A 17,847-nucleotide genomic window follows, 5' to 3' on the forward strand; every position below is an offset into this window, starting at 1 on the left:
TTTCAATTTTGTATCCAATTCCCCACACCACCTTTAAATATTTTGGATTTTTAGGGTCGATTTCTATTTTTTCTCTTATATGTCTTACATGGACGGCTACAGTATTATCTGTCATATAAGAAAGTTCACCCCAAACCCTTTCATAAATTTCTTCCATAGAAAACACTTTATTGGGACGCCCCATTAACAGTTTAAGAATTTTAAATTCTGTTCCGGTCAGCTTTACTTCTTCTCCGTCTATAGTAACTTCGGTTGTTTCTGTATTTAAAGTCAGTCCTCCCGTCGAAAGAATATTTTCATTTTCATCTTCTTTTATATTTCCCAGTACAGTATATCTTCTTATTAAAGATTTTACTCTTGCAATCAATTCAAGAGGATTAAACGGTTTTGTTACATAGTCATCCGCACCTAAATTCAGCCCCAGTATTTTATCGGTATCTTCTGATTTTGCAGAAAGAAAAATTACCGGCACATTTTTCTCTTTTCTGATTTTTGTAATAGTAGATATACCATCAAGTTTAGGCATCATAATATCAAGAATGATTAAATGTATTTCATTTTTTTCCAAAATCTTTAATGCACTGTATCCATCATATGCTTCAAAAATGTTATAACCTTCGTTTGAAAGGTATATACCGATAGCTTTTACTATCTCTTTGTCATCATCAACAACCAATATATTATATTTGTCCATGTCTTTCTCCCTCTTTTAAGTGTTTAGAACATTATAAACCTAAGTTTTTAATAATTTTTTTGAAATTTATTAATATTTTATTAATATTAAAAATTATATCATAACGTAAGTACACGTTTATATTTTAAGTAAAAAAATGGTATGATTTTATAATCTAAAATAATTAAATTCACAGATATTTCACTTATGATTTTATTTAAGTTCATTTCGAATAAATATGTGGTAAATATTACCAGACAAAAAAACTTAAAAACCTACAAAATAATTGATAATCATACAAAGTATGCTATAATATTTTTAATAAACATCTGATGATTTATAATGATAGGAATTTTAGATGTGTATTTTTTGTATTTATCTAAATTAGAGAATAGGAGTATATATGATTACTTTAAATGATGTATCGTTAATATATGAAGGCGGAGAGAATCCTGCACTCAAAAATATAAATTTGAATATAGACAAAGGTGAGTTTATATTCGTAATCGGTAAAAGTGGTGCGGGTAAATCATCACTGATAAAATTAATTCTTAAGGAAATTGAGCCTACAGAGGGTGATATTTCCGTAGCAGGATATGATTTAAACAAATTAAAGAGTAAACAAGTACCGTTTTTAAGACGTCATGTAGGAGTTGTTTTTCAAGATTACAGACTTCTTGAAAACAGAACCGTTTATGAAAATGTTGCTTTTGCAATGGAAGTTATGCAGTATAAACAAAGCAAAATTCAAAACAGAGTTCCGAATGTGCTAAAAATGGTTGGTCTTAAAGATAAAGCCAGGAAATATCCAAATCAGCTTTCGGGTGGAGAGCAACAAAGAGTTGCCATCGCCAGAAGCATTATAAATAATCCTAAAATATTAATATGTGATGAGCCTACAGGTAACCTTGATCCTCATACGTCTGTTGGCATAATGAAACTTCTTCACGATATTAATAAAAGCGGAACGACTCTTTTAGTTGCAACTCATGACAAAACGATTGTGGATGCAATGCAAAGAAGAGTTATTGCTTTAAAAGACGGAGAAATAATCGGAGACAGAAAAGGAGGGTACAACCATTAAACCATCAACAATAAAAGTTTTTATCAGAGATTCATTTCAAAATATCAAAAGAAATTCTCTTATGAGTGTAGCATCGATTTTATCTGTTGTGGCAGCACTTATAATAATAGGGGTATTTTTGGTATTTGCGTTAAACTTAAATTTCATGACAAATGAAATAGAAAACAATCTGGAGCTTAAAGTTTATTTGAATGATGATGTTACGGACAAGCAGCGTTCTGACATAAAGTCTGCAATTCAAAGTAACAGTCTTTGTAAAAGTATTACATTTGAATCAAAAGATGATGCTCTTACAAACTTCAAACAGGATTTTGGTGAAAAATCTTATCTTTTGAATGGTTATGAAGGGAAAAATAATCCTTTGCCGGCATCTTTTATAGTAAAAGTTACGGATTCAACGAAATTGAAAAACATGTATGATTTTTCTAAAAATATTGAAGGGGTAAAAGATGTAGTTTACGGTGAGGAGGTTGTTGATAATCTCCTTAAATTTAACGATATGGCGAGTGTTGCATGTATTGTAATATTTATAGTTTTAAGTATTGTAAGTATTTTTATAATATACAATACAATAAAGCTTACCGTTTATGCCAGAAGAAACGATATTACGGTAATGAAGTATGTCGGTGCAACCGACTGGTATATTCGTTTTCCATTTTTGATAGAGGGAAGTATTTTAGGTCTTTTGGGTTCCAGTGTAGCAATACTTATAATAAGAAATATTTATTATTATGTTGTAGGCTTTATACAAGGCGGTGGAACCGGATTATCTGTGGGAAGCAGTATTGCACCTCCGGGATTTATTATGGGTGAAGTAACTTTATTGTTTATAATATACGGAATAATCATAGGTGCTGCCGGAAGTGCCTTTTCTATAAGAAAATTTTTAGATGTATAGGATAATTAGTATGAAAAAGAAATTATTATCACTGTTTTTGGTAGTGTCATTCTTGTTTTCAATAAGTATTTTTCCTTCAGGCGTGAGTGCAAAGACAACGAAACAAGAGTTAAAAGATGTAAAAAATAAAATTAATACAAAAAAAGATAATTTAAATGGGAAACAGAATACTGCTGATAATATCTCAAATGAAATAAAAAGTGTTGACGGAAAGATAGAAGAGCTTACGAATACAATAAGTTCACAGGAAAAAAAGCAAACTAAACTAACCAATGATTTGTCAAAAACAAAAAAAGAATTGAAAAAGTCAAAAGAAGATAAAATAAAGTATCAAAATTCTTTAAAGAGCCGAATGGAGACCATGTATATGTACGGTGATACAGGATATTTGGATTTGATTTTTTCATCTGAAGACTTTTCTGATTTGATTAGTAAAATTATAACAGTTCAATCTCTTGTAAGTTATGACAGAGGTATTATAGCAAACCTTCAAAAAGCGGAAAATGATATAAAAGTAAAAACGAATAAAATAGAGAGTGACAAAAAAGAGTTAGACTCTACAATTGCGTCTCTTAAAAAGAACAAAGAAGATTTAGATATTTTAAAAATAGCTAAAAATTCTCAGCTTGAAAATGTTACGGGAGATATTGATGATTTGAAAAATCAGATTGCTTCTCTTGAAGCTGAAAAAGCTGCCCTTGACAGTAAAATTGCTGCCGAGAGTGCATCTAAAGGAGAAGATTACAATAATTCCACTTCAAGTGGTTCTTCATCCGGTTCTAATGGAAGTTCCGGAGGTGGTAGTTCGTCAGGAGGTGGCGGTTCTTCCTCAGGCGGAAGTTCAAGTAGTAATACTGGAAAAGGTGTTCTCGGATGGCCTGTCCCTGGTCACTATAATATAACCAGTTACTTTGGACCAAGAGATCAACCTACAGCCGGAGCAAGTACAAATCATGGTGCAGTTGATATAGGCGTAAGTACGGGTACTGCTGTTAAAGCTCCCGCAAACGGTAAGGTTACTACTGCAGGTTGGTACGGTGGATACGGTTATGCGGTTGGAATAGACTGTGGAAATATAAACGGAGATCATATTACTGTTTTACTTGCCCATAACAGCAGAGTTACCGTGTCTGTAGGACAGAGAGTAAAAAGAGGGCAGCTTGTTGCTTATAGCGGAAGTACCGGAATTTCGACAGGTCCTCATTTACATTTTGCAGTATATAAAAACGGTCGTGCTGTTGATCCCCTTGATTACGTTAAGATATAGAATGTATAAGTAGTTTGTTCTTTAAATAAGACATAATTTTAAAATTTTAGTTAGGTATAGGAGAATAAAGAATTTATGAGAAAAAAAATTATCCCCCTGATGCTGGTTATTGCATTTTCATTTACGATATGTTTTTCTTCAAATGTTGTAAATGCCAAGTCGACAAGAGAGAAGTTGAATGATGTAGAAGATAAGCTGGACAGTAAGAGAGATAGTTTAGATTCTAAAGAAAGTACTGCTGAAGATTTATCGAATCAAATAGAAAGCTATGATACCAGAATTGAAAAGTTAGAAACCAAAATAGCTGAACAGGAAGCAAAGAAGGAAAAGGTTCAATCGTCTTTGGAAAAATCAAAAAAAGAACTCAGAAAGGCGAAAGAAAAGAGAAAAGAATATCAAGACTTATTGAAGGAAAGAATGGAAACCATGTATATGTATGGTGATACGGGTTATCTTGATCTGATTTTTTCTTCTGAAGACTTTTCTGATTTGATAAGCAAGATTTCTACCGTTAAGGAGTTGGTAAATTATGATCAAGAAATAGTATCAAAGCTTCAAAAAGTTGAAAAAGACATCCAAGTAAAAACCGATAAAATAGAAGCTGAAAAGAAAGAGCTGGAAGATATTATTTCAAAACTTAATTCAAATAAAGAAGATCTTGATACATTAAAAGTTGCAAAGAATGCACAGCTTTCGGATGTAAAAGGTGATATAAAAGATTTAAAAAGTGAAGTAAGTAAGCTTGAAGAAGAACAGGCTGAATTAAGTAATAAGCTTGCAGCACAAAGTGGTTCTTCGACTGATAAAATTTATAATACGGGAAGCGGAGCCCTTGCTTGGCCTACACCCGGTAATTATTATGTAACGAGCGAGCAAGGATACAGATACCATCCTATTTCCGGTGTTTATAAATATCATGCGGGAATGGATATTGGCTTGAGTTATGGTGATAATGTTATTGCACCGGCAAGCGGAAAGGTTACGATAGCCGGATGGTATGGCGGATACGGATACGCTGTAGGTATAGATGCCGGTCTTATAAAAGGAAAACATGTTACGATTTTACTTGGACATAATTCAAGAGTAGCGGTTTCTGTAGGACAAAGAGTAAGAAGAGGGCAGGTTGTTGCATATGGAGGAAGTACCGGATATTCAACGGGACCTCATTGTCATTTTGAAGTTCATGCCGATGGTGTAACTCAAAATCCAAGAAACTGGATGTAATAAATATAATTTTAAATAAAAAAGAGGTATATACCTCTTTTTATTTTTTATAAATGTACATATATTGATCTTTCAAAGTATATCTTTGAATAATCTTAAAGCGTTTTTATAATAAAGTTTTTCTATTTCATTTTCGCTGAATCCACTTTTTTTAAGTAAAGGTATTAAAGTTTGTATACCGGAAATATCTTTCATTTCAAGATTGCAACTTATTCCGTCAAAATCACTGCCAAAGGCTATAGCTTCACTTCCGCCTATATTCCTAATGTGAGAAATATGTTTTATTATATCATCATTTTTACTTGTGAAGTTATATATTAGGCTGTCAGCTTTTGTATAGTTTTTTTCTTTTATCAGTTGATGTATCATTTCTTCTGTTTTTTTATCCAACTTAGATAAAAATAAACTGTAAAAATTTATACCTATAATTCCACCTTTGCCGGCTATTATTTTAATCATATCATCTTTTAGGTTTCTTGAATTGGAGCATAGAGTTCTTGAGCAGGAATGTGAAGCAATGAAAGGTTCTTTTGTTATATCCGCAACATCATAAAAACCTCCGTCGTTAAGATGTGATACGTCGATTATCATTCCTATACTTTCCATATATTCAACAGCTTCTTTTCCGAATTTCTTTAGACCCAGTTTAGGATTCATAGTGTTTGGATATGCGAGTGAGTTCTCGTGATTCCATGTGATTGATCCCATTCTTATTCCACGGTTATAGTAGTATTTTATATTTTCTAAATTTTCCCTTATACTTCCCATATCTTCTGTGGAAACAAGGATATTTTGTTTGTTGTTATCTTTGATGTCTTCGTAATTTTTTATAAGGTTAAATTTGTTTTGATTATTTTCTATAATATTAAATGCAAAATCTAAAAGCTTATTGTATTCTTCCAAGTTATATCCGGTAATTTCTTTATTATCAAATAATGCAAAAACTTGTATAAAAGAATCGGCTTTTTTTAGTTTTTTTAAATCTATATGCAAATTATTTTCATCTATATCATATATTTTTTCTTCGTGCATTCTGGAAAAAGTATCGCAGTGCAAATCTATTAGTTTCATGTTTCTCTCCTTTATTATTGTATACTGTTTAATTATGATCTGTAATGCTGATAAAGTATACTAAGTAAAATATAGTAAATTAAAAGCAGTTAAAATCAAGTTTTAACTGCTTTTATATTTTACGTTTATTATTATTTATATAGCTTGTCTGAAAGTGTTGCACACATTACGGCTTTAATTGTGTGAACTCTGTTTTCCGCTTCATCAAATACTTTTGAGTATTTGCTTCTGAATACTTCGTCTGTTACTTCCATTTCTTTAAGTCCGTATTTTTCATAAACGTCTTTTCCTATTTCTGTGTTTAAATCATGGAATGATGGCAGGCAATGTAAGAATATAACATTTTCATTGTTTGTCTTTTTGATCATATCCATATTTACTTGATAATTTTTAAGAATATTTATTCTTTCTTCAAATTTATCTTCTTCTCCCATCGATACCCAAATATCCGTATATAATGCATCGCTGTCTTTTACTGCTTTATCGATATCTTCTGTTATAAGTACGGTGCTGCCGTTCGCTTTTGCAATTATTTCCATTTCTTTTACTAAGTTTTCATCCGGCCAAAGGGATTTCGGTGCCGCAGCCGCAAAGTTAATTCCAAGCTTTGCGCATCCTATAAGCAACGAATTTGATACATTGTTTCTTGCATCTCCGACATATGTTAATTTTATATCATTGTTATTTTTTTTATCTATATTTTCGTATAAAGTAAGAATATCTGCAAGTAACTGTGTTGGATGGTATAAGTCTGTAAGTCCATTCCATACCGGTACACCAGAATATTTTGCCAAGTCTTCAACGGTTTCTTGTTTGAATCCCCTGAATTCTATACCGTCAAACATTCTACCAAGAACTTTTGCTGTGTCCTCCAATGATTCTTTTTTACCCATTTGTGAATTAGTTAAAAAGGTAACATGGGCACCTTCGTCGTATGCAGCTGTTTCAAAAGCACATCTTGTTCTTGTAGATGTTTTTTCGAAAAGAAGGACTATGTTTTTACCTTTCAGTAAATTCCCTTCTTCTCCACTCTTCTTTTTTTCTTTTAATTGTTTTGCTAAGTCGAGAAGAAATTCTATTTCTTCTGTTGTATAATCTTTTAATGTTAAAAAGCTTCTTCCTTTTAGATTTATGCTCATTTGTTCCTCCTAAAAATCAATATCTTCTCTTACAAGGGGCATACTCATACATCGTGGGCCACCTCTTCCTCTTACAAGCTCGCTTCCTTCTATTGACAATACCTTTATACCGTTTCTGTCTAAAATTTCGTTTGAAATTTCATTTCTGTTATATGTTATAACAATTCCCGGAGATATTGCAAATGTATTCGTGCTGTCGTTCCATTGTTCTCTTGCCGATATTACACTGCTGCTTCCTCCGCTTTTGATTAATTTTACACTTGGAAGATTTAACGCTTTTGCAAGCGCCGTTTTTAAGTTTTCTTCTTTTTGATATTTAAGTGTTCCCTTTTCATTACTTGTTATAGTTATAACTTCAATAGAATTAAGGATATTAGGGAAAATAATAAATTTATCGTAATCAACCATTGTAAATACTGTGTCAAGATGCATAAAAGCTCTTTCATGTGGTATTTTTACCGCCAAAACTTTTTTTATTCCGCTGTTGGAATTAAGGAGGTTTTCGCTGAGTTTGTCTATTCCTTCAAGAGAAGTCCTTTCCGAAAATCCTATAAGTACGCATTCTTTGCTTAATACCAATACATCTCCGCCTTCAAGGCTCATTTTTTCTTTCTGGTTATCGAAGTATACGGGTGTTTGAGAGAATTCTGGATGATATTTATATATAAGTCTTACTATTAGGCTTTCTCTTCTTCTTATATGTGTTTTCATTCTGCTGAAAGCCACACCGTTTTTAATAACCACTCCGACGTCTCTCATGAAATATAGGTTGGGAATGGGTTTAAAATAATAAGGATATCTGTCTTGCATAAAGTCAGACAGGGTTACTCTGTTTGATTTTATTTCGCTTTCACTTAATCCTGCTATTATACATCTTATGAGTTCTTTATTGTTTAGGCTCATTAGAAACTCTCTGAGTCCGTTTATTGTTATGTTGTCATATTGTACTTCGCTTAATGCTATTTCAATAAGTTCTTTTTTGGCTTCTTCGTTATTATTGATTACTTGAAGAAGACAATCGGTAACATACAATACTTCGGTACCTGTTTCCCTCAATATATGTGCAAATCCGTCGTGTTCCTTTCTCATTCTGCTCATCCATGGGATATCATCGAACAGTACTTCCTTTAAATCATCAGGAGTTATTCTGTCAAGTTCAAAGCCCGGTCTATGAAGCAAAATCTTTTTTAGTTTTCCTATTTCACTATTAATTGATAATTTATCCATAATAACCTACTTTTTTAATTTTTTTTTGATATAATGTTAACTATATAATATATTATCATATAATAACACAGTATTAAAATAATATAAAGGAATTTAAATAAAAGTTTTTAATATATAAGGAGAGTGATTATGTATCCTAAAGTTAAAATAAACTTAATAGGCATAAGAGAAAATATGTCGAGAATTTGTGATAAGTGCAGAGGATTCGGTATAAATATAACAGCGGTAACTAAGATGTTCTTGGCAGATGAAAATATTGCGGAAGAGCTTGTAAAAGGTGGCGTTTCTGCTTTTGGAGATTCAAGAGTAGATAATCTTAAAACTTTATCTTGTTTCAATATGGAAAAATGGCTTTTAAGATTGCCTATGGAAAGTGAGATAGAAGATGTTGTAAGATACAGCGATGTATCTTTAAACAGTGAACTGAAAACCATACGACTTCTTAATAAAGAAGCTTATAAACAAAATACTGTTCATAAAATAATTATTATGATCGATCTAGGGGATTTAAGAGAAGGTTACTTCAGTACTGATGATTTGTTAAGTGATGTAGATAAAATACTTCAACTTAAAAATATAGAATTATACGGTATAGGTACTAATCTTACATGTTTCGGAGGCGTAATACCAAGACCCGAAAATCTTCAAAAACTGGTAAAAATCAAAGAGAGAATAGAAGATGATTTTGATTTGGAACTTAAAGTTATATCCGGAGGGAATTCAAGCTCCTATACTTTGATTGACAGTGGTGAGATGATAAGCGGTATTAACAATTTGAGGCTTGGAGAAGTTATTCTTTTGGGAAAAGAAACCAGCTACGGAAATCCCGTTGAAGGCCTTAATCACGATAATTTTATTCTTGAGGCACAGATTGTGGAGCTTAAGGAAAAACCTTCGGTTCCGATAGGTGAAATAGGAATGGATGCTTTCGGAAACAAACCGGAGTTTGTCAATAAAGGGACGATGAAAAGAGCCATAATTGCTGTAGGAAGGCAGGATGTTAAAACGGAAGGTATGATTCCTTTGGATGAGGATATTGATATACTGGGTGCAAGCAGTGACCATACCATATTGGATATGACAAATGCCAGTAAAAACTACAAAGTCGGAGATGTTGTAGCTTTTAAATTGGATTATGGTGCCGCATTATCGGCTATGACGAGTAAATATGTAGAAAAAGAATATATATAGATTTAAATTGTACTTTTGCATATGTATTTATAGGATTTAATACTTTTTATTATTGGAGTTTTATGATAAAATTTATTGACATTATTACATTAAAAGGTGAAAGATGAAAAGTAAACAAGAAAGAACAAGAAACTTTTGTATTATAGCACATATAGATCACGGCAAATCTACTCTTGCAGACAGATTGATCGAAAAGACCGGGTTGATATCTCAAAGAGAAATGACAAGTCAGGTACTTGATAAAATGGATTTGGAGCAGGAGAGAGGAATAACCATAAAGCTTCAGGCTGTAAGGCTTGTATATAAAGCAAAAGACGGAGAAGAATATTATTTAAACTTAATAGATACTCCGGGACATGTGGACTTTACTTATGAAGTATCCCGTTCTCTTGCGGCTTGTGAGGGGGCAATTCTTATAGTAGACGCAACTCAGGGAATACAGGCTCAAACAATGGCAAATGTTTATTTGGCGCTTGAAAATGATCTTGAAATAATTCCTGTGATAAATAAAATTGATCTTCCAAGTGCAGATGCTGAAATGGCAAAAAGAGAAATTGAAGATTATATAGGACTTCCTGCCGATGATGCTCCTTTGATTTCGGCAAAGGAAGGGCTTAATATTGATGATGTATTGGAAGCTATTGTCAATAATATTCCTGCTCCAAAGGAGCAGAACAAACGACCTTTCAGAGGGCTTATTTTTGATTCTTATTATGATCAATATAAAGGTGTTGTAATAAGCACGAGGATAGTTGACGGAGAAGTTAAAAAAGGAACAAATATTAGGTTTTATGCCACAAATAAAGTATTTGAGGTTGAAGAAGTTGGAATATTTACCAATACTCTTACTTCGACATCAAAGCTTGAAAGCGGGGATGTAGGATATATATGCGCAAGTATAAAGAACGTTGCTGATACGAGAGTCGGAGATACAGTAATGGATAATGATAATCTTGCCGATGAACCTCTTCCAGGTTATAAGAGCATTACACCGATGGTGTACTGTGGAATATATCCTGCTGACGGAAGTAAGTATGAGGATTTAAAAGAAGCTTTAGGCAAATTAAAATTAAACGATGCATCTTTGTTATATGAGCCGGAAACATCGGTGGCATTAGGCTTTGGCTTTAGATGCGGATTTTTGGGGCTTCTTCATCTCGAAGTTACTCAGCAGAGAATAGACAGAGAATACAATTTGGATATAGTAACAACAACTCCGAGTGTAATATATCATGTAACCAAGACTGACGGAACAATGTTGAAAGTTGATAACCCAACGAATCTCCCGCCTATTCCGGAGATAAATTATATGGAAGAGCCTTTTGTGGATGCAAATATAATGCTTCCGAGTGAATATGTCGGTCAGGTAATGGAAATATGTCAAAATAAAAGAGGCATATATAAAACCATGGATTATATAGAGGAAAACCGTGTAAACCTAAAATATGAAATGCCTTTAAACGAAATTATCTATGATTTTTTTGATACATTAAAATCGAGAACCAAAGGATATGCTTCTCTTGATTATGAACTTATTGATTACAGAAAGGCGGATCTTGTGAAGCTTGACATACTTTTGAACGGAGAGATCGTTGACGCGCTGTCTTTTATTGTTCATAGGGATAAGGCTCAGGCGAGAGGAAGGCAAATAGTAAAAAAATTAAAAGAAGAAATTCCAAGACAGATGTTTGAAATTCCTATACAGGCAGCCATAGGCGGAAAGATAATTGCCAGAGAAACAGTAAGAGCACTTAGAAAAGATGTTCTTGCCAAGTGTTATGGCGGAGATATTTCACGAAAGAGAAAATTGCTTGAAAAGCAGAAGGAAGGGAAAAAGAAGATGCGTCAAGTCGGAAAAGTGGAGGTTCCGCAAGATGCATTTACTGCAGTACTTAAGTTAGATGAATAACAGTTCAATATATGTACACGTACCTTTTTGTAAGCACAAATGTTACTACTGTGATTTTGCATCTTTTGCAGGAAGAGAGACTTTCATTACAGAATATTTTGATGCGCTAAAAAAAGAAATATCAATGAAAAAAGAAGAGGCTTTGGGTAGAATTATTTCTACCCTTTATTTTGGCGGAGGAACTCCCAGTTACGTAGACAGTCATTATATAGTCGAGATTTTAAAATTATTAAGGGAACATTTCGTTTTTGCAGATAATGCTGAAATAACCATAGAAGCAAATCCGGAGAGTATAACAGAAAAAAAACTTGAGGACTATAAGAATGCCGGTTTTAACAGAATAAGTTTGGGACTGCAGTCTGCCGATAATGATACATTAAAAAGAATCGGAAGAATTCATACTTACGAAAAATTTCTTTCTTCCTATAATCTATGTAAAAAGACCGGATTTGAGAATATAAACGTTGATTTGATGTTTTCGCTGCCAGATGAAACTTTAAGTGATTTTATGGATTCTCTAGAGAAAGTATTAATGCTTAATCCAACGCATATTTCCACATATTCATTGATTTTAGAAGACAATACAAAATTATATGAATATTATAGTAAAAATAGTATTGAGACGGATGATGTATTGGATAGAAAGATGTATCATTATTGTATAAATAAATTGTATGAGTACGGTTATGAACATTATGAAATATCAAATTTTGCGAAAAAAGGATATGAAAGCAAACATAATTTAAACTGTTGGGATTTTATTGATTATTTGGGGTTTGGAAGTAATGCCTCTGGGTTTACTCATAATACAAGAACTTCAAACAAAGAAAGTATATGGGACTACATAAATGATTTAAATAATGATGTCCTTCCGATAAAGTGTTCTCATGATTTAAATGAAAGTGAACTTATGGGGGATTATATTATGCTCGGTTTGAGAAAAATCAAAGGCATTGACATTGATAAGTTTAATAATAAATTTAATATTGATTTTCGAATTAAATACAAGGACGAGATAGACAAGTTTTTAAACAAAGGTCTTGTTAAAATAGAAGATAATCGTTTTTTCTTGACCTCAAAAGGTTTGGATTTTGCGAATCTTGTTATGATGGAATTTATATAATATATAATATTTGTTTTAATATATTATTGAATTTTTCGATTATATGTCTTAAGTTTATTAAATTTAAAGAAAAAATTAAAAAAACATTTGCAAAATAGACAAAAAAATAGTATACTTAATAGGCTACGAATATAGTGAAGAATATAAAATTATTTTTTATATAATAATTTGTCAAAAGGGGTGAAAGAGATGAAAGAAGGAATACATCCAAAATATGGTAAATGTAAAGTAACTTGCGCTTGTGGAAATACTTTTGAAACAGGTTCTGTAAAAGATGAAATCCGTGTAGAAATTTGTTCAAAATGTCATCCGTTTTATACTGGTAAACAAAAACTTGTAGATACAGGCGGTAGAGTTGATAGATTTAAGAAAAGATATAATATGGACTAATATAATACAGAAGGAGGCATCGTCTTATTATGAAAAGAACGTTTCAACCAAACAATCATAAAAGAAAGAAAAATCATGGTTTTAGAAGCAGAATGTCTACTCCAGGCGGAAAGAATGTAATTAGAAATAGAAGAAGAAAAGGTAGAAAACAATTATCTGCTTAGATATTAACTGCTAAGGCTACTACAAGTAGCCTTTTTTTGTATATGATAAGGATAAAGTATGCAGAGATTAAAAAAAAATATTGATTTTAAAAGAGTTTATAATAATAAAAACTCTGTTGCCAATAAGCATTTGGTGTTTTATACGTTAAAAACCGATGCCGAAAGCAGAATAGGGTTTTCGATAAGCAAAAGGGTCGGGAATGCAGCAGTAAGAAATAAAATAAAAAGGCGTCTTAGAGAAATTTCTCGATTAAATGCGTATAAAATAAAAGATGGATATGATATAATATGCATTGTCAGGGTTTTTGCCAAGGATATAGATTATGAAACATTAAACGGTTCTTTTTTGCATTTATTGAAAAAGGCCGATTTGCAATTGGGAGATGATAATAATGGCAAGGTTTATGACTAAGGTTGTAAGGTTTTATCAAAGAAACTTATCCGGACTTAAAAAACCGTGCTGTAAATATATTCCAACCTGTTCCAATTACGCTGTGGAGGCGTATGAAAAACATGGTTTTGTAAAAGGCACTATACTCAGTGTTTACAGAATTCTTAGGTGCAATCCTTTTTCAAAAGGAGGGTATGATCCGGTACCGGAGAAATTTTTATAGGAGGAAAGAAAAAATATGTCGTATTTGTATATGTTATTTGGAAAAGTATTATTATTTCTTTATAACTTTGTAGGTAACTATGGTTTAGCTATAATTTTATTTGCGGTTTTTGCAAAGTTAATATTACTTCCGATTACATACAAGCAGATTAAATCAACGCAGATTATGAGAGTAATTAATCCTGAAGTGATGAGAGTTCAGGAAAAGTACAAGAATGATAAGGCAAAACAGGGAGAAGAAATGTGGAAGATATACGAAAAGTATAACTACAACCCGATGAGCGGGTGTCTGCCTTTACTTCTTCAGTTTCCGATTATTATAGGGTTGTTCGGTGTTTTGAGGAATCCTACTTTATATGTATTTCAAGATGGAATGAATCACGTATCGATGTCTTTTTTGGGTATTGATAATATAAGCTTATCTACAATAAATATATTTAGAACAAGCGGAGCATCAACATCATTTTTTGTTTCTTTGGGAATTGTTGCCATAACAGTTGTTGCAACTTATTATCAACAAAAACAAGCCCTGGCAGCACAGGCAGACAGTAATATGGGCAGCAGTATGGCTATGATGAACAACTTTATGATTTTAATGATCGGTTACATGTCGCTTACTTTCCCGGGAGCATTATCTATTTATTGGGCTGTTACAACTCTTCTTGGGATTTTACAAACTGAATTGATGTATAAATTCAAACCGATTACGGCAGAAGCTTTACATGTAAAACCGGTTAATAATTATGCGGAGGTACCAAGTGGAAAGAAAAAGAAAAAGCGCAGTAGGAAAAGGTAAAACAGTAGAAGATGCGGTAAAAGACGCATTAAGTAAGCTCGGGGCAAAAAGCGAAGACGTAACCACAAAGGTTTTGGAAGTTCCTACTTCAGGTTTTATGGGAATAGGTGCTAAAGGTGCTAAGGTTGAAGTTACTTTGATTGATAAGTCAGATGAGATTGCAAAAGATTTTCTTAGAAATGTTTTAAGCACGATGGGAATTCATTCATTGATTTCTGTTGAATTAGATGAAGAAAACAGAAATATGTTTATAAAACTCGACATTGAAAATATAGGAGTTTTAATAGGTAAACACGGACAGACTTTGGATTCTCTTCAATATTTGACAAGTCTTGTGGTAAATAAGAATTCCGATGAATATATAAGAGTTATATTGGATATTAATAATTACAGAGAAAAGAGAAAAGTTACTCTTGAAAATTTAGCTGAACGACTTGCTGAAAAAGCTGTTCGTAAAAAGATGAATGTAGAGCTTGAGCCTATGAATCCTTATGAAAGAAGAATTATTCATGCTTATCTTCAAGGAAAAGAGGGGATAAGTACATATTCTGTGGATGAAGGTATCAACAGACATCTTATTATAGAATATAAGGGATAAAATGAAAGACTGTTTATATAAACAGTCTTTTTTTGTGTAATAAATTTAATAAAATGTTATTGCTTATCACATATATTTAATTTAAAACATAATGGATTGAATAAATATTATTTCATATTTTTTGTACAAACATTTATAAATTCTTTATTGTTTCTGGTTTTTTTCATTAAGTTTATGATTCTTTCTGAAAGTTCGAGACTATCCATTGAATTTCTTCTTAGCATATTTGCGCAGTTTAATTCTTCATCGTTTAATAAAAGATCATCTCTTCTTGCACCGGATTTTATTATATCCATTGCCGGAAATACCCTTCTTCTCGCAAGTGCTCTTTCCAGTACAAGTTCCATATTGCCTGTTCCTTTGAACTCTTCAAAAATAACATCATCCATTCTGCTGCCTGTGTCGACAAGGGCAGTTGCTAGTATTGTAAGGCTTCCGCCGTTTTCTATATTTCTTGCGGCTCCAAAGAATTTTTTTGGATAATATAAGCTTTCCGGATCAAGTCCTCCTGATAAGGTCCTGCCGGAAGAAGGTATTACGAGATTATTTGCTCTTGTAAACCTTGTGATGCTATCCATGAGTACAACAACGTCTTCATTATTTTCTACAAGTCTTTTGGCTCTGTCTAAGACCATTTCGGCGGCTTTTATATGGTTTGCAGGGTTCTGGTCAAATGTGGAATAAACTACGTCAGAATCAATGCTACGCTGTATATCCGTTACTTCTTCAGGACGTTCGTCTATCAGTAATACAATCAAATGTATACTAGGATGATTTTTTCTTATTGCTTTTGCGATTTGTTTTAAAAGTATTGTTTTACCGACTTTTGGTGCAGCAACAATAAGACCTCTTTGCCCTTTTCCTATAGGAGAGAACATGTCTATTAATCTTGTAGAAAGAATATTTTTTTCGGTTTCTAAAGTTATACGTTCATTTGGAAATATTGGAATCAGCTTTTCAAAGTCTTTTCTCGTTACTATACTTTCTGGATCTTTTCCGTTTACGCTTTCCACATATAGAAGTGCATCAAATTTTTCACCTTCCGAAGAAAGTCTTATTCTGCCTCGTACCAAGTCTCCTGCTTTTAATTTATACTTTCTTATATGTTGAGGTGCAACATATATATCATTTTCTCCTTGGAGATAGTTATTTGTTCTCAAAAATCCGTATCCGTCAGATAGAATATCTAAAATTCCTTCATGGGATTCGGAATATAATGTCATATCTTTCTCGTCGTTTTTATGAAGTTTTTGCTTTTCTTCTTTTAAAATATCGCTGGTTTTTCTTCCGTTAACCCCTTCCAAAAACAGCATTGCATAATACTTTTCACCTTCTTTTGGAGGACGTACTTTCCCCGATAAAATATCGCCGGTTTTTATTTTAAACCTTTGTACCTGACTTGCCGCCACATATACGGCATCTTCTGGTTTCTTCATGTTTTTCGGTCTTAAAAAAGCGAAGCCTTCGGGAAGAACCTGTACTTCGCCTTCCATATTAAAACTGTTTGATATGGGATCTTTCAGTTTAGAATATTTTTTTGTGCGTTCTTCTTCCTTTTGTAAAATTAAGTCAATAATTTCTTGTTTTTTAAGTCCCTTTAATTTTTCTGTAATGCCCAATTCGTCCGCTTTTTCTTTAAGTTCAGCTACCTTCAGCTTACTTAATTCTTCATTATTCATTAAATACCTCCGAAAATGAAAAGATTAAAAATAAGATTTTTTGTGAATATAATTTATAGATGAATGGATAAAATCTAGAATAAACTTATAATGAATTTTACTATAAGTGATACAATAAATCAATTATAAAGTTATTATTTTTTTCTTTATAAATATAATGTATATAGGAAGGTGTGTTATATGTGGATAGGTTTGGAAGTCGATAAAATTATATTTTATGTTATTTTTATTTATATAATTACAAAAAAGATAATTTTAAAAAGATAAAATTTAGAAATATAAAATGATAAAAAAAAGAATTTCATATCTGTAGATAATATTATAAGAGATATTAAAGGTCTAAAATAAATAATTACTTAATATTCTAATGTTTTTTTAACTTAAAAGGGTAGATTTTTTCCTTAGTTTTTCACATTTATAACAAATCATTGTCAATTAGTCGGTGTATACTTAAAAATGTAAAACAGATAATGTTTTACATTACAATTTCCCCTTTAATTTTAAAAATGTTATGATTTTCTTTTTATTAGGAAAACAATCCTTTGACAAGGAAAAGATAAATAACAATAAAAAAGGCCGTTAGGTCTTTTTTATTGTTATAATGTATTTTAAATTTGTTTTTGCAGTATAAATATTTATTTTTATGTTCTAAATAAATATTGTTTTTTGATAGAAAATGTTCTAAAAATTTTCACATAATTTACAATGGGTTTTCAATTTTTGATAGTATACTAAGACCGTAAAAGTTGAAAGACTTTTTCATAATTTCCCCTAAATGATATGTAAATAAATTTTCATATC

18 protein-coding genes are annotated in these 17,847 nt (G+C 31.9%); 13 read left to right on the top strand and 5 right to left on the bottom strand.

What is annotated here, in order from left to right:
• On the bottom strand, positions 1-694 hold a 694-nt coding region (locus tag QZ357_RS05815; protein WP_290773052.1), incomplete at its 3' end, for a response regulator transcription factor.
• A 382-nt stretch (positions 695-1,076) separates the two neighbouring features.
• On the opposite strand from QZ357_RS05815, the gene ftsE reads away from it, so the two are divergent.
• The 4 genes from ftsE to QZ357_RS05835 all read left to right on the top strand — a co-directional run bounded on the left by ftsE (position 1,077) and on the right by QZ357_RS05835 (position 5,146).
• Entirely contained in the window at positions 1,077-1,757 is a 681-nt protein-coding gene (ftsE, locus tag QZ357_RS05820; RefSeq protein ID WP_290773054.1) for a cell division ATP-binding protein FtsE, read from the top strand.
• A 10-nt stretch (positions 1,758-1,767) separates the two neighbouring features.
• Positions 1,768-2,655, top strand: a complete 888-nt coding sequence (gene ftsX, locus QZ357_RS05825; protein WP_290773231.1) for a permease-like cell division protein FtsX — start codon at positions 1,768-1,770, stop codon at positions 2,653-2,655.
• A gap of 10 nt (positions 2,656-2,665) precedes the next feature.
• Positions 2,666-3,922: a peptidoglycan DD-metalloendopeptidase family protein gene (locus QZ357_RS05830; protein WP_290773057.1), complete on the top strand. Its 1,257-nt coding sequence runs from the start codon at positions 2,666-2,668 to the stop codon at positions 3,920-3,922.
• 75 nt (positions 3,923-3,997) lie between these two features.
• Positions 3,998-5,146, top strand: a complete 1,149-nt coding sequence (locus QZ357_RS05835; RefSeq protein ID WP_290773059.1) for a peptidoglycan DD-metalloendopeptidase family protein — start codon at positions 3,998-4,000, stop codon at positions 5,144-5,146.
• A 72-nt stretch (positions 5,147-5,218) separates the two neighbouring features.
• Here the strand turns inward: QZ357_RS05835 and QZ357_RS05840 are convergent, their stop codons facing one another.
• From QZ357_RS05840 to QZ357_RS05850, 3 genes are all read right to left on the bottom strand, one after another.
• A complete protein-coding gene (locus QZ357_RS05840) occupies positions 5,219-6,217 on the bottom strand; it encodes a membrane dipeptidase (protein WP_290773062.1) in 999 nt (332 codons plus the stop codon).
• 131 nt (positions 6,218-6,348) lie between these two features.
• A complete protein-coding gene (gene argF / locus QZ357_RS05845) occupies positions 6,349-7,356 on the bottom strand; it encodes an ornithine carbamoyltransferase (protein WP_290773065.1) in 1,008 nt (335 codons plus the stop codon).
• A gap of 9 nt (positions 7,357-7,365) precedes the next feature.
• Positions 7,366-8,583 (bottom strand): arginine deiminase, encoded by a 1,218-nt coding sequence (locus tag QZ357_RS05850; protein ID WP_290773068.1) that lies wholly within the window; start codon positions 8,581-8,583, stop codon positions 7,366-7,368.
• Between the two features lie 129 nt (positions 8,584-8,712).
• On the opposite strand from QZ357_RS05850, the gene orr reads away from it, so the two are divergent.
• The 9 genes from orr (at position 8,713) to jag (ending at position 15,367) form a co-directional block, all read left to right on the top strand.
• A complete protein-coding gene (gene orr / locus QZ357_RS05855; protein ID WP_290773071.1) occupies positions 8,713-9,774 on the top strand; it encodes an ornithine racemase Orr in 1,062 nt (353 codons plus the stop codon).
• A 103-nt stretch (positions 9,775-9,877) separates the two neighbouring features.
• Positions 9,878-11,683 carry a translation elongation factor 4 gene (gene lepA, locus QZ357_RS05860; RefSeq protein WP_290773074.1) on the top strand — a complete coding sequence of 602 codons (1,806 nt, stop codon included), beginning with the start codon at positions 9,878-9,880 and terminating at the stop codon, positions 11,681-11,683.
• Positions 11,676-12,806 (top strand): radical SAM family heme chaperone HemW, encoded by a 1,131-nt coding sequence (gene hemW, locus QZ357_RS05865; protein WP_290773076.1) that lies wholly within the window; start codon positions 11,676-11,678, stop codon positions 12,804-12,806. Before lepA ends, hemW begins: the two co-directional genes overlap by 8 nt.
• 189 nt (positions 12,807-12,995) lie before the next feature.
• A complete protein-coding gene (rpmE, locus tag QZ357_RS05870; RefSeq protein ID WP_039945265.1) occupies positions 12,996-13,196 on the top strand; it encodes a 50S ribosomal protein L31 in 201 nt (66 codons plus the stop codon).
• Positions 13,197-13,225: 29 nt separating this feature from the next.
• A complete protein-coding gene (gene rpmH, locus QZ357_RS05875) occupies positions 13,226-13,360 on the top strand; it encodes a 50S ribosomal protein L34 (RefSeq protein ID WP_138268555.1) in 135 nt (44 codons plus the stop codon).
• Positions 13,361-13,418: 58 nt separating this feature from the next.
• Complete coding sequence (gene rnpA / locus QZ357_RS05880) at positions 13,419-13,772, top strand: ribonuclease P protein component (RefSeq protein ID WP_290773083.1); 354 nt, start codon at positions 13,419-13,421, stop codon at positions 13,770-13,772.
• Positions 13,750-13,974, top strand: a complete 225-nt coding sequence (yidD, locus tag QZ357_RS05885; RefSeq protein WP_366934126.1) for a membrane protein insertion efficiency factor YidD — start codon at positions 13,750-13,752, stop codon at positions 13,972-13,974. The genes rnpA and yidD overlap by 23 nt, the downstream gene beginning before the upstream one ends.
• 15 nt (positions 13,975-13,989) lie before the next feature.
• Positions 13,990-14,769 (top strand): YidC/Oxa1 family membrane protein insertase, encoded by a 780-nt coding sequence (locus QZ357_RS05890; protein WP_290773089.1) that lies wholly within the window; start codon positions 13,990-13,992, stop codon positions 14,767-14,769.
• On the top strand, positions 14,732-15,367 hold the full coding sequence (gene jag / locus QZ357_RS05895; protein ID WP_290773092.1) for an RNA-binding cell elongation regulator Jag/EloR: 636 nt from the start codon (positions 14,732-14,734) through the stop codon (positions 15,365-15,367). Before QZ357_RS05890 ends, jag begins: the two co-directional genes overlap by 38 nt.
• A 107-nt stretch (positions 15,368-15,474) precedes the next feature.
• Here jag and rho read toward each other — a convergent pair whose 3' ends face one another.
• Positions 15,475-17,046, bottom strand: coding sequence for a transcription termination factor Rho (rho, locus tag QZ357_RS05900; RefSeq protein WP_290773095.1), 1,572 nt, complete (start codon positions 17,044-17,046; stop codon positions 15,475-15,477).
• Positions 17,047-17,847: the final 801 nt, after the last annotated feature.

The organism is Anaerofustis sp., assembly GCF_019420015.1.
Taxonomy (GTDB): Bacteria; Bacillota; Clostridia; order Eubacteriales; family Anaerofustaceae; genus Anaerofustis.

What these genes read in the sequence shown, in the direction of transcription:
- QZ357_RS05850 (WP_290773068.1), bottom strand. Translation starts at nt 8,583, where the DNA reads ATGGATAAATTATCAATTAATAGTGAAATAGGAAAACTAAAAAAGATT.
- hemW (WP_290773076.1), top strand. Translation starts at nt 11,676, where the DNA reads ATGAATAACAGTTCAATATATGTACACGTACCTTTTTGTAAGCACAAA.
- QZ357_RS05890 (WP_290773089.1), top strand. Translation starts at nt 13,990, where the DNA reads ATGTCGTATTTGTATATGTTATTTGGAAAAGTATTATTATTTCTTTAT.
- ftsE (WP_290773054.1), top strand. Translation starts at nt 1,077, where the DNA reads ATGATTACTTTAAATGATGTATCGTTAATATATGAAGGCGGAGAGAAT.
- rho (WP_290773095.1), bottom strand. Translation starts at nt 17,046, where the DNA reads ATGAATAATGAAGAATTAAGTAAGCTGAAGGTAGCTGAACTTAAAGAA.
- QZ357_RS05830 (WP_290773057.1), top strand. Translation starts at nt 2,666, where the DNA reads ATGAAAAAGAAATTATTATCACTGTTTTTGGTAGTGTCATTCTTGTTT.
- rnpA (WP_290773083.1), top strand. Translation starts at nt 13,419, where the DNA reads ATGCAGAGATTAAAAAAAAATATTGATTTTAAAAGAGTTTATAATAAT.
- lepA (WP_290773074.1), top strand. Translation starts at nt 9,878, where the DNA reads ATGAAAAGTAAACAAGAAAGAACAAGAAACTTTTGTATTATAGCACAT.
- orr (WP_290773071.1), top strand. Translation starts at nt 8,713, where the DNA reads ATGTATCCTAAAGTTAAAATAAACTTAATAGGCATAAGAGAAAATATG.
- rpmH (WP_138268555.1), top strand. Translation starts at nt 13,226, where the DNA reads ATGAAAAGAACGTTTCAACCAAACAATCATAAAAGAAAGAAAAATCAT.
- QZ357_RS05840 (WP_290773062.1), bottom strand. Translation starts at nt 6,217, where the DNA reads ATGAAACTAATAGATTTGCACTGCGATACTTTTTCCAGAATGCACGAA.
- rpmE (WP_039945265.1), top strand. Translation starts at nt 12,996, where the DNA reads ATGAAAGAAGGAATACATCCAAAATATGGTAAATGTAAAGTAACTTGC.
- argF (WP_290773065.1), bottom strand. Translation starts at nt 7,356, where the DNA reads ATGAGCATAAATCTAAAAGGAAGAAGCTTTTTAACATTAAAAGATTAT.
- QZ357_RS05835 (WP_290773059.1), top strand. Translation starts at nt 3,998, where the DNA reads ATGAGAAAAAAAATTATCCCCCTGATGCTGGTTATTGCATTTTCATTT.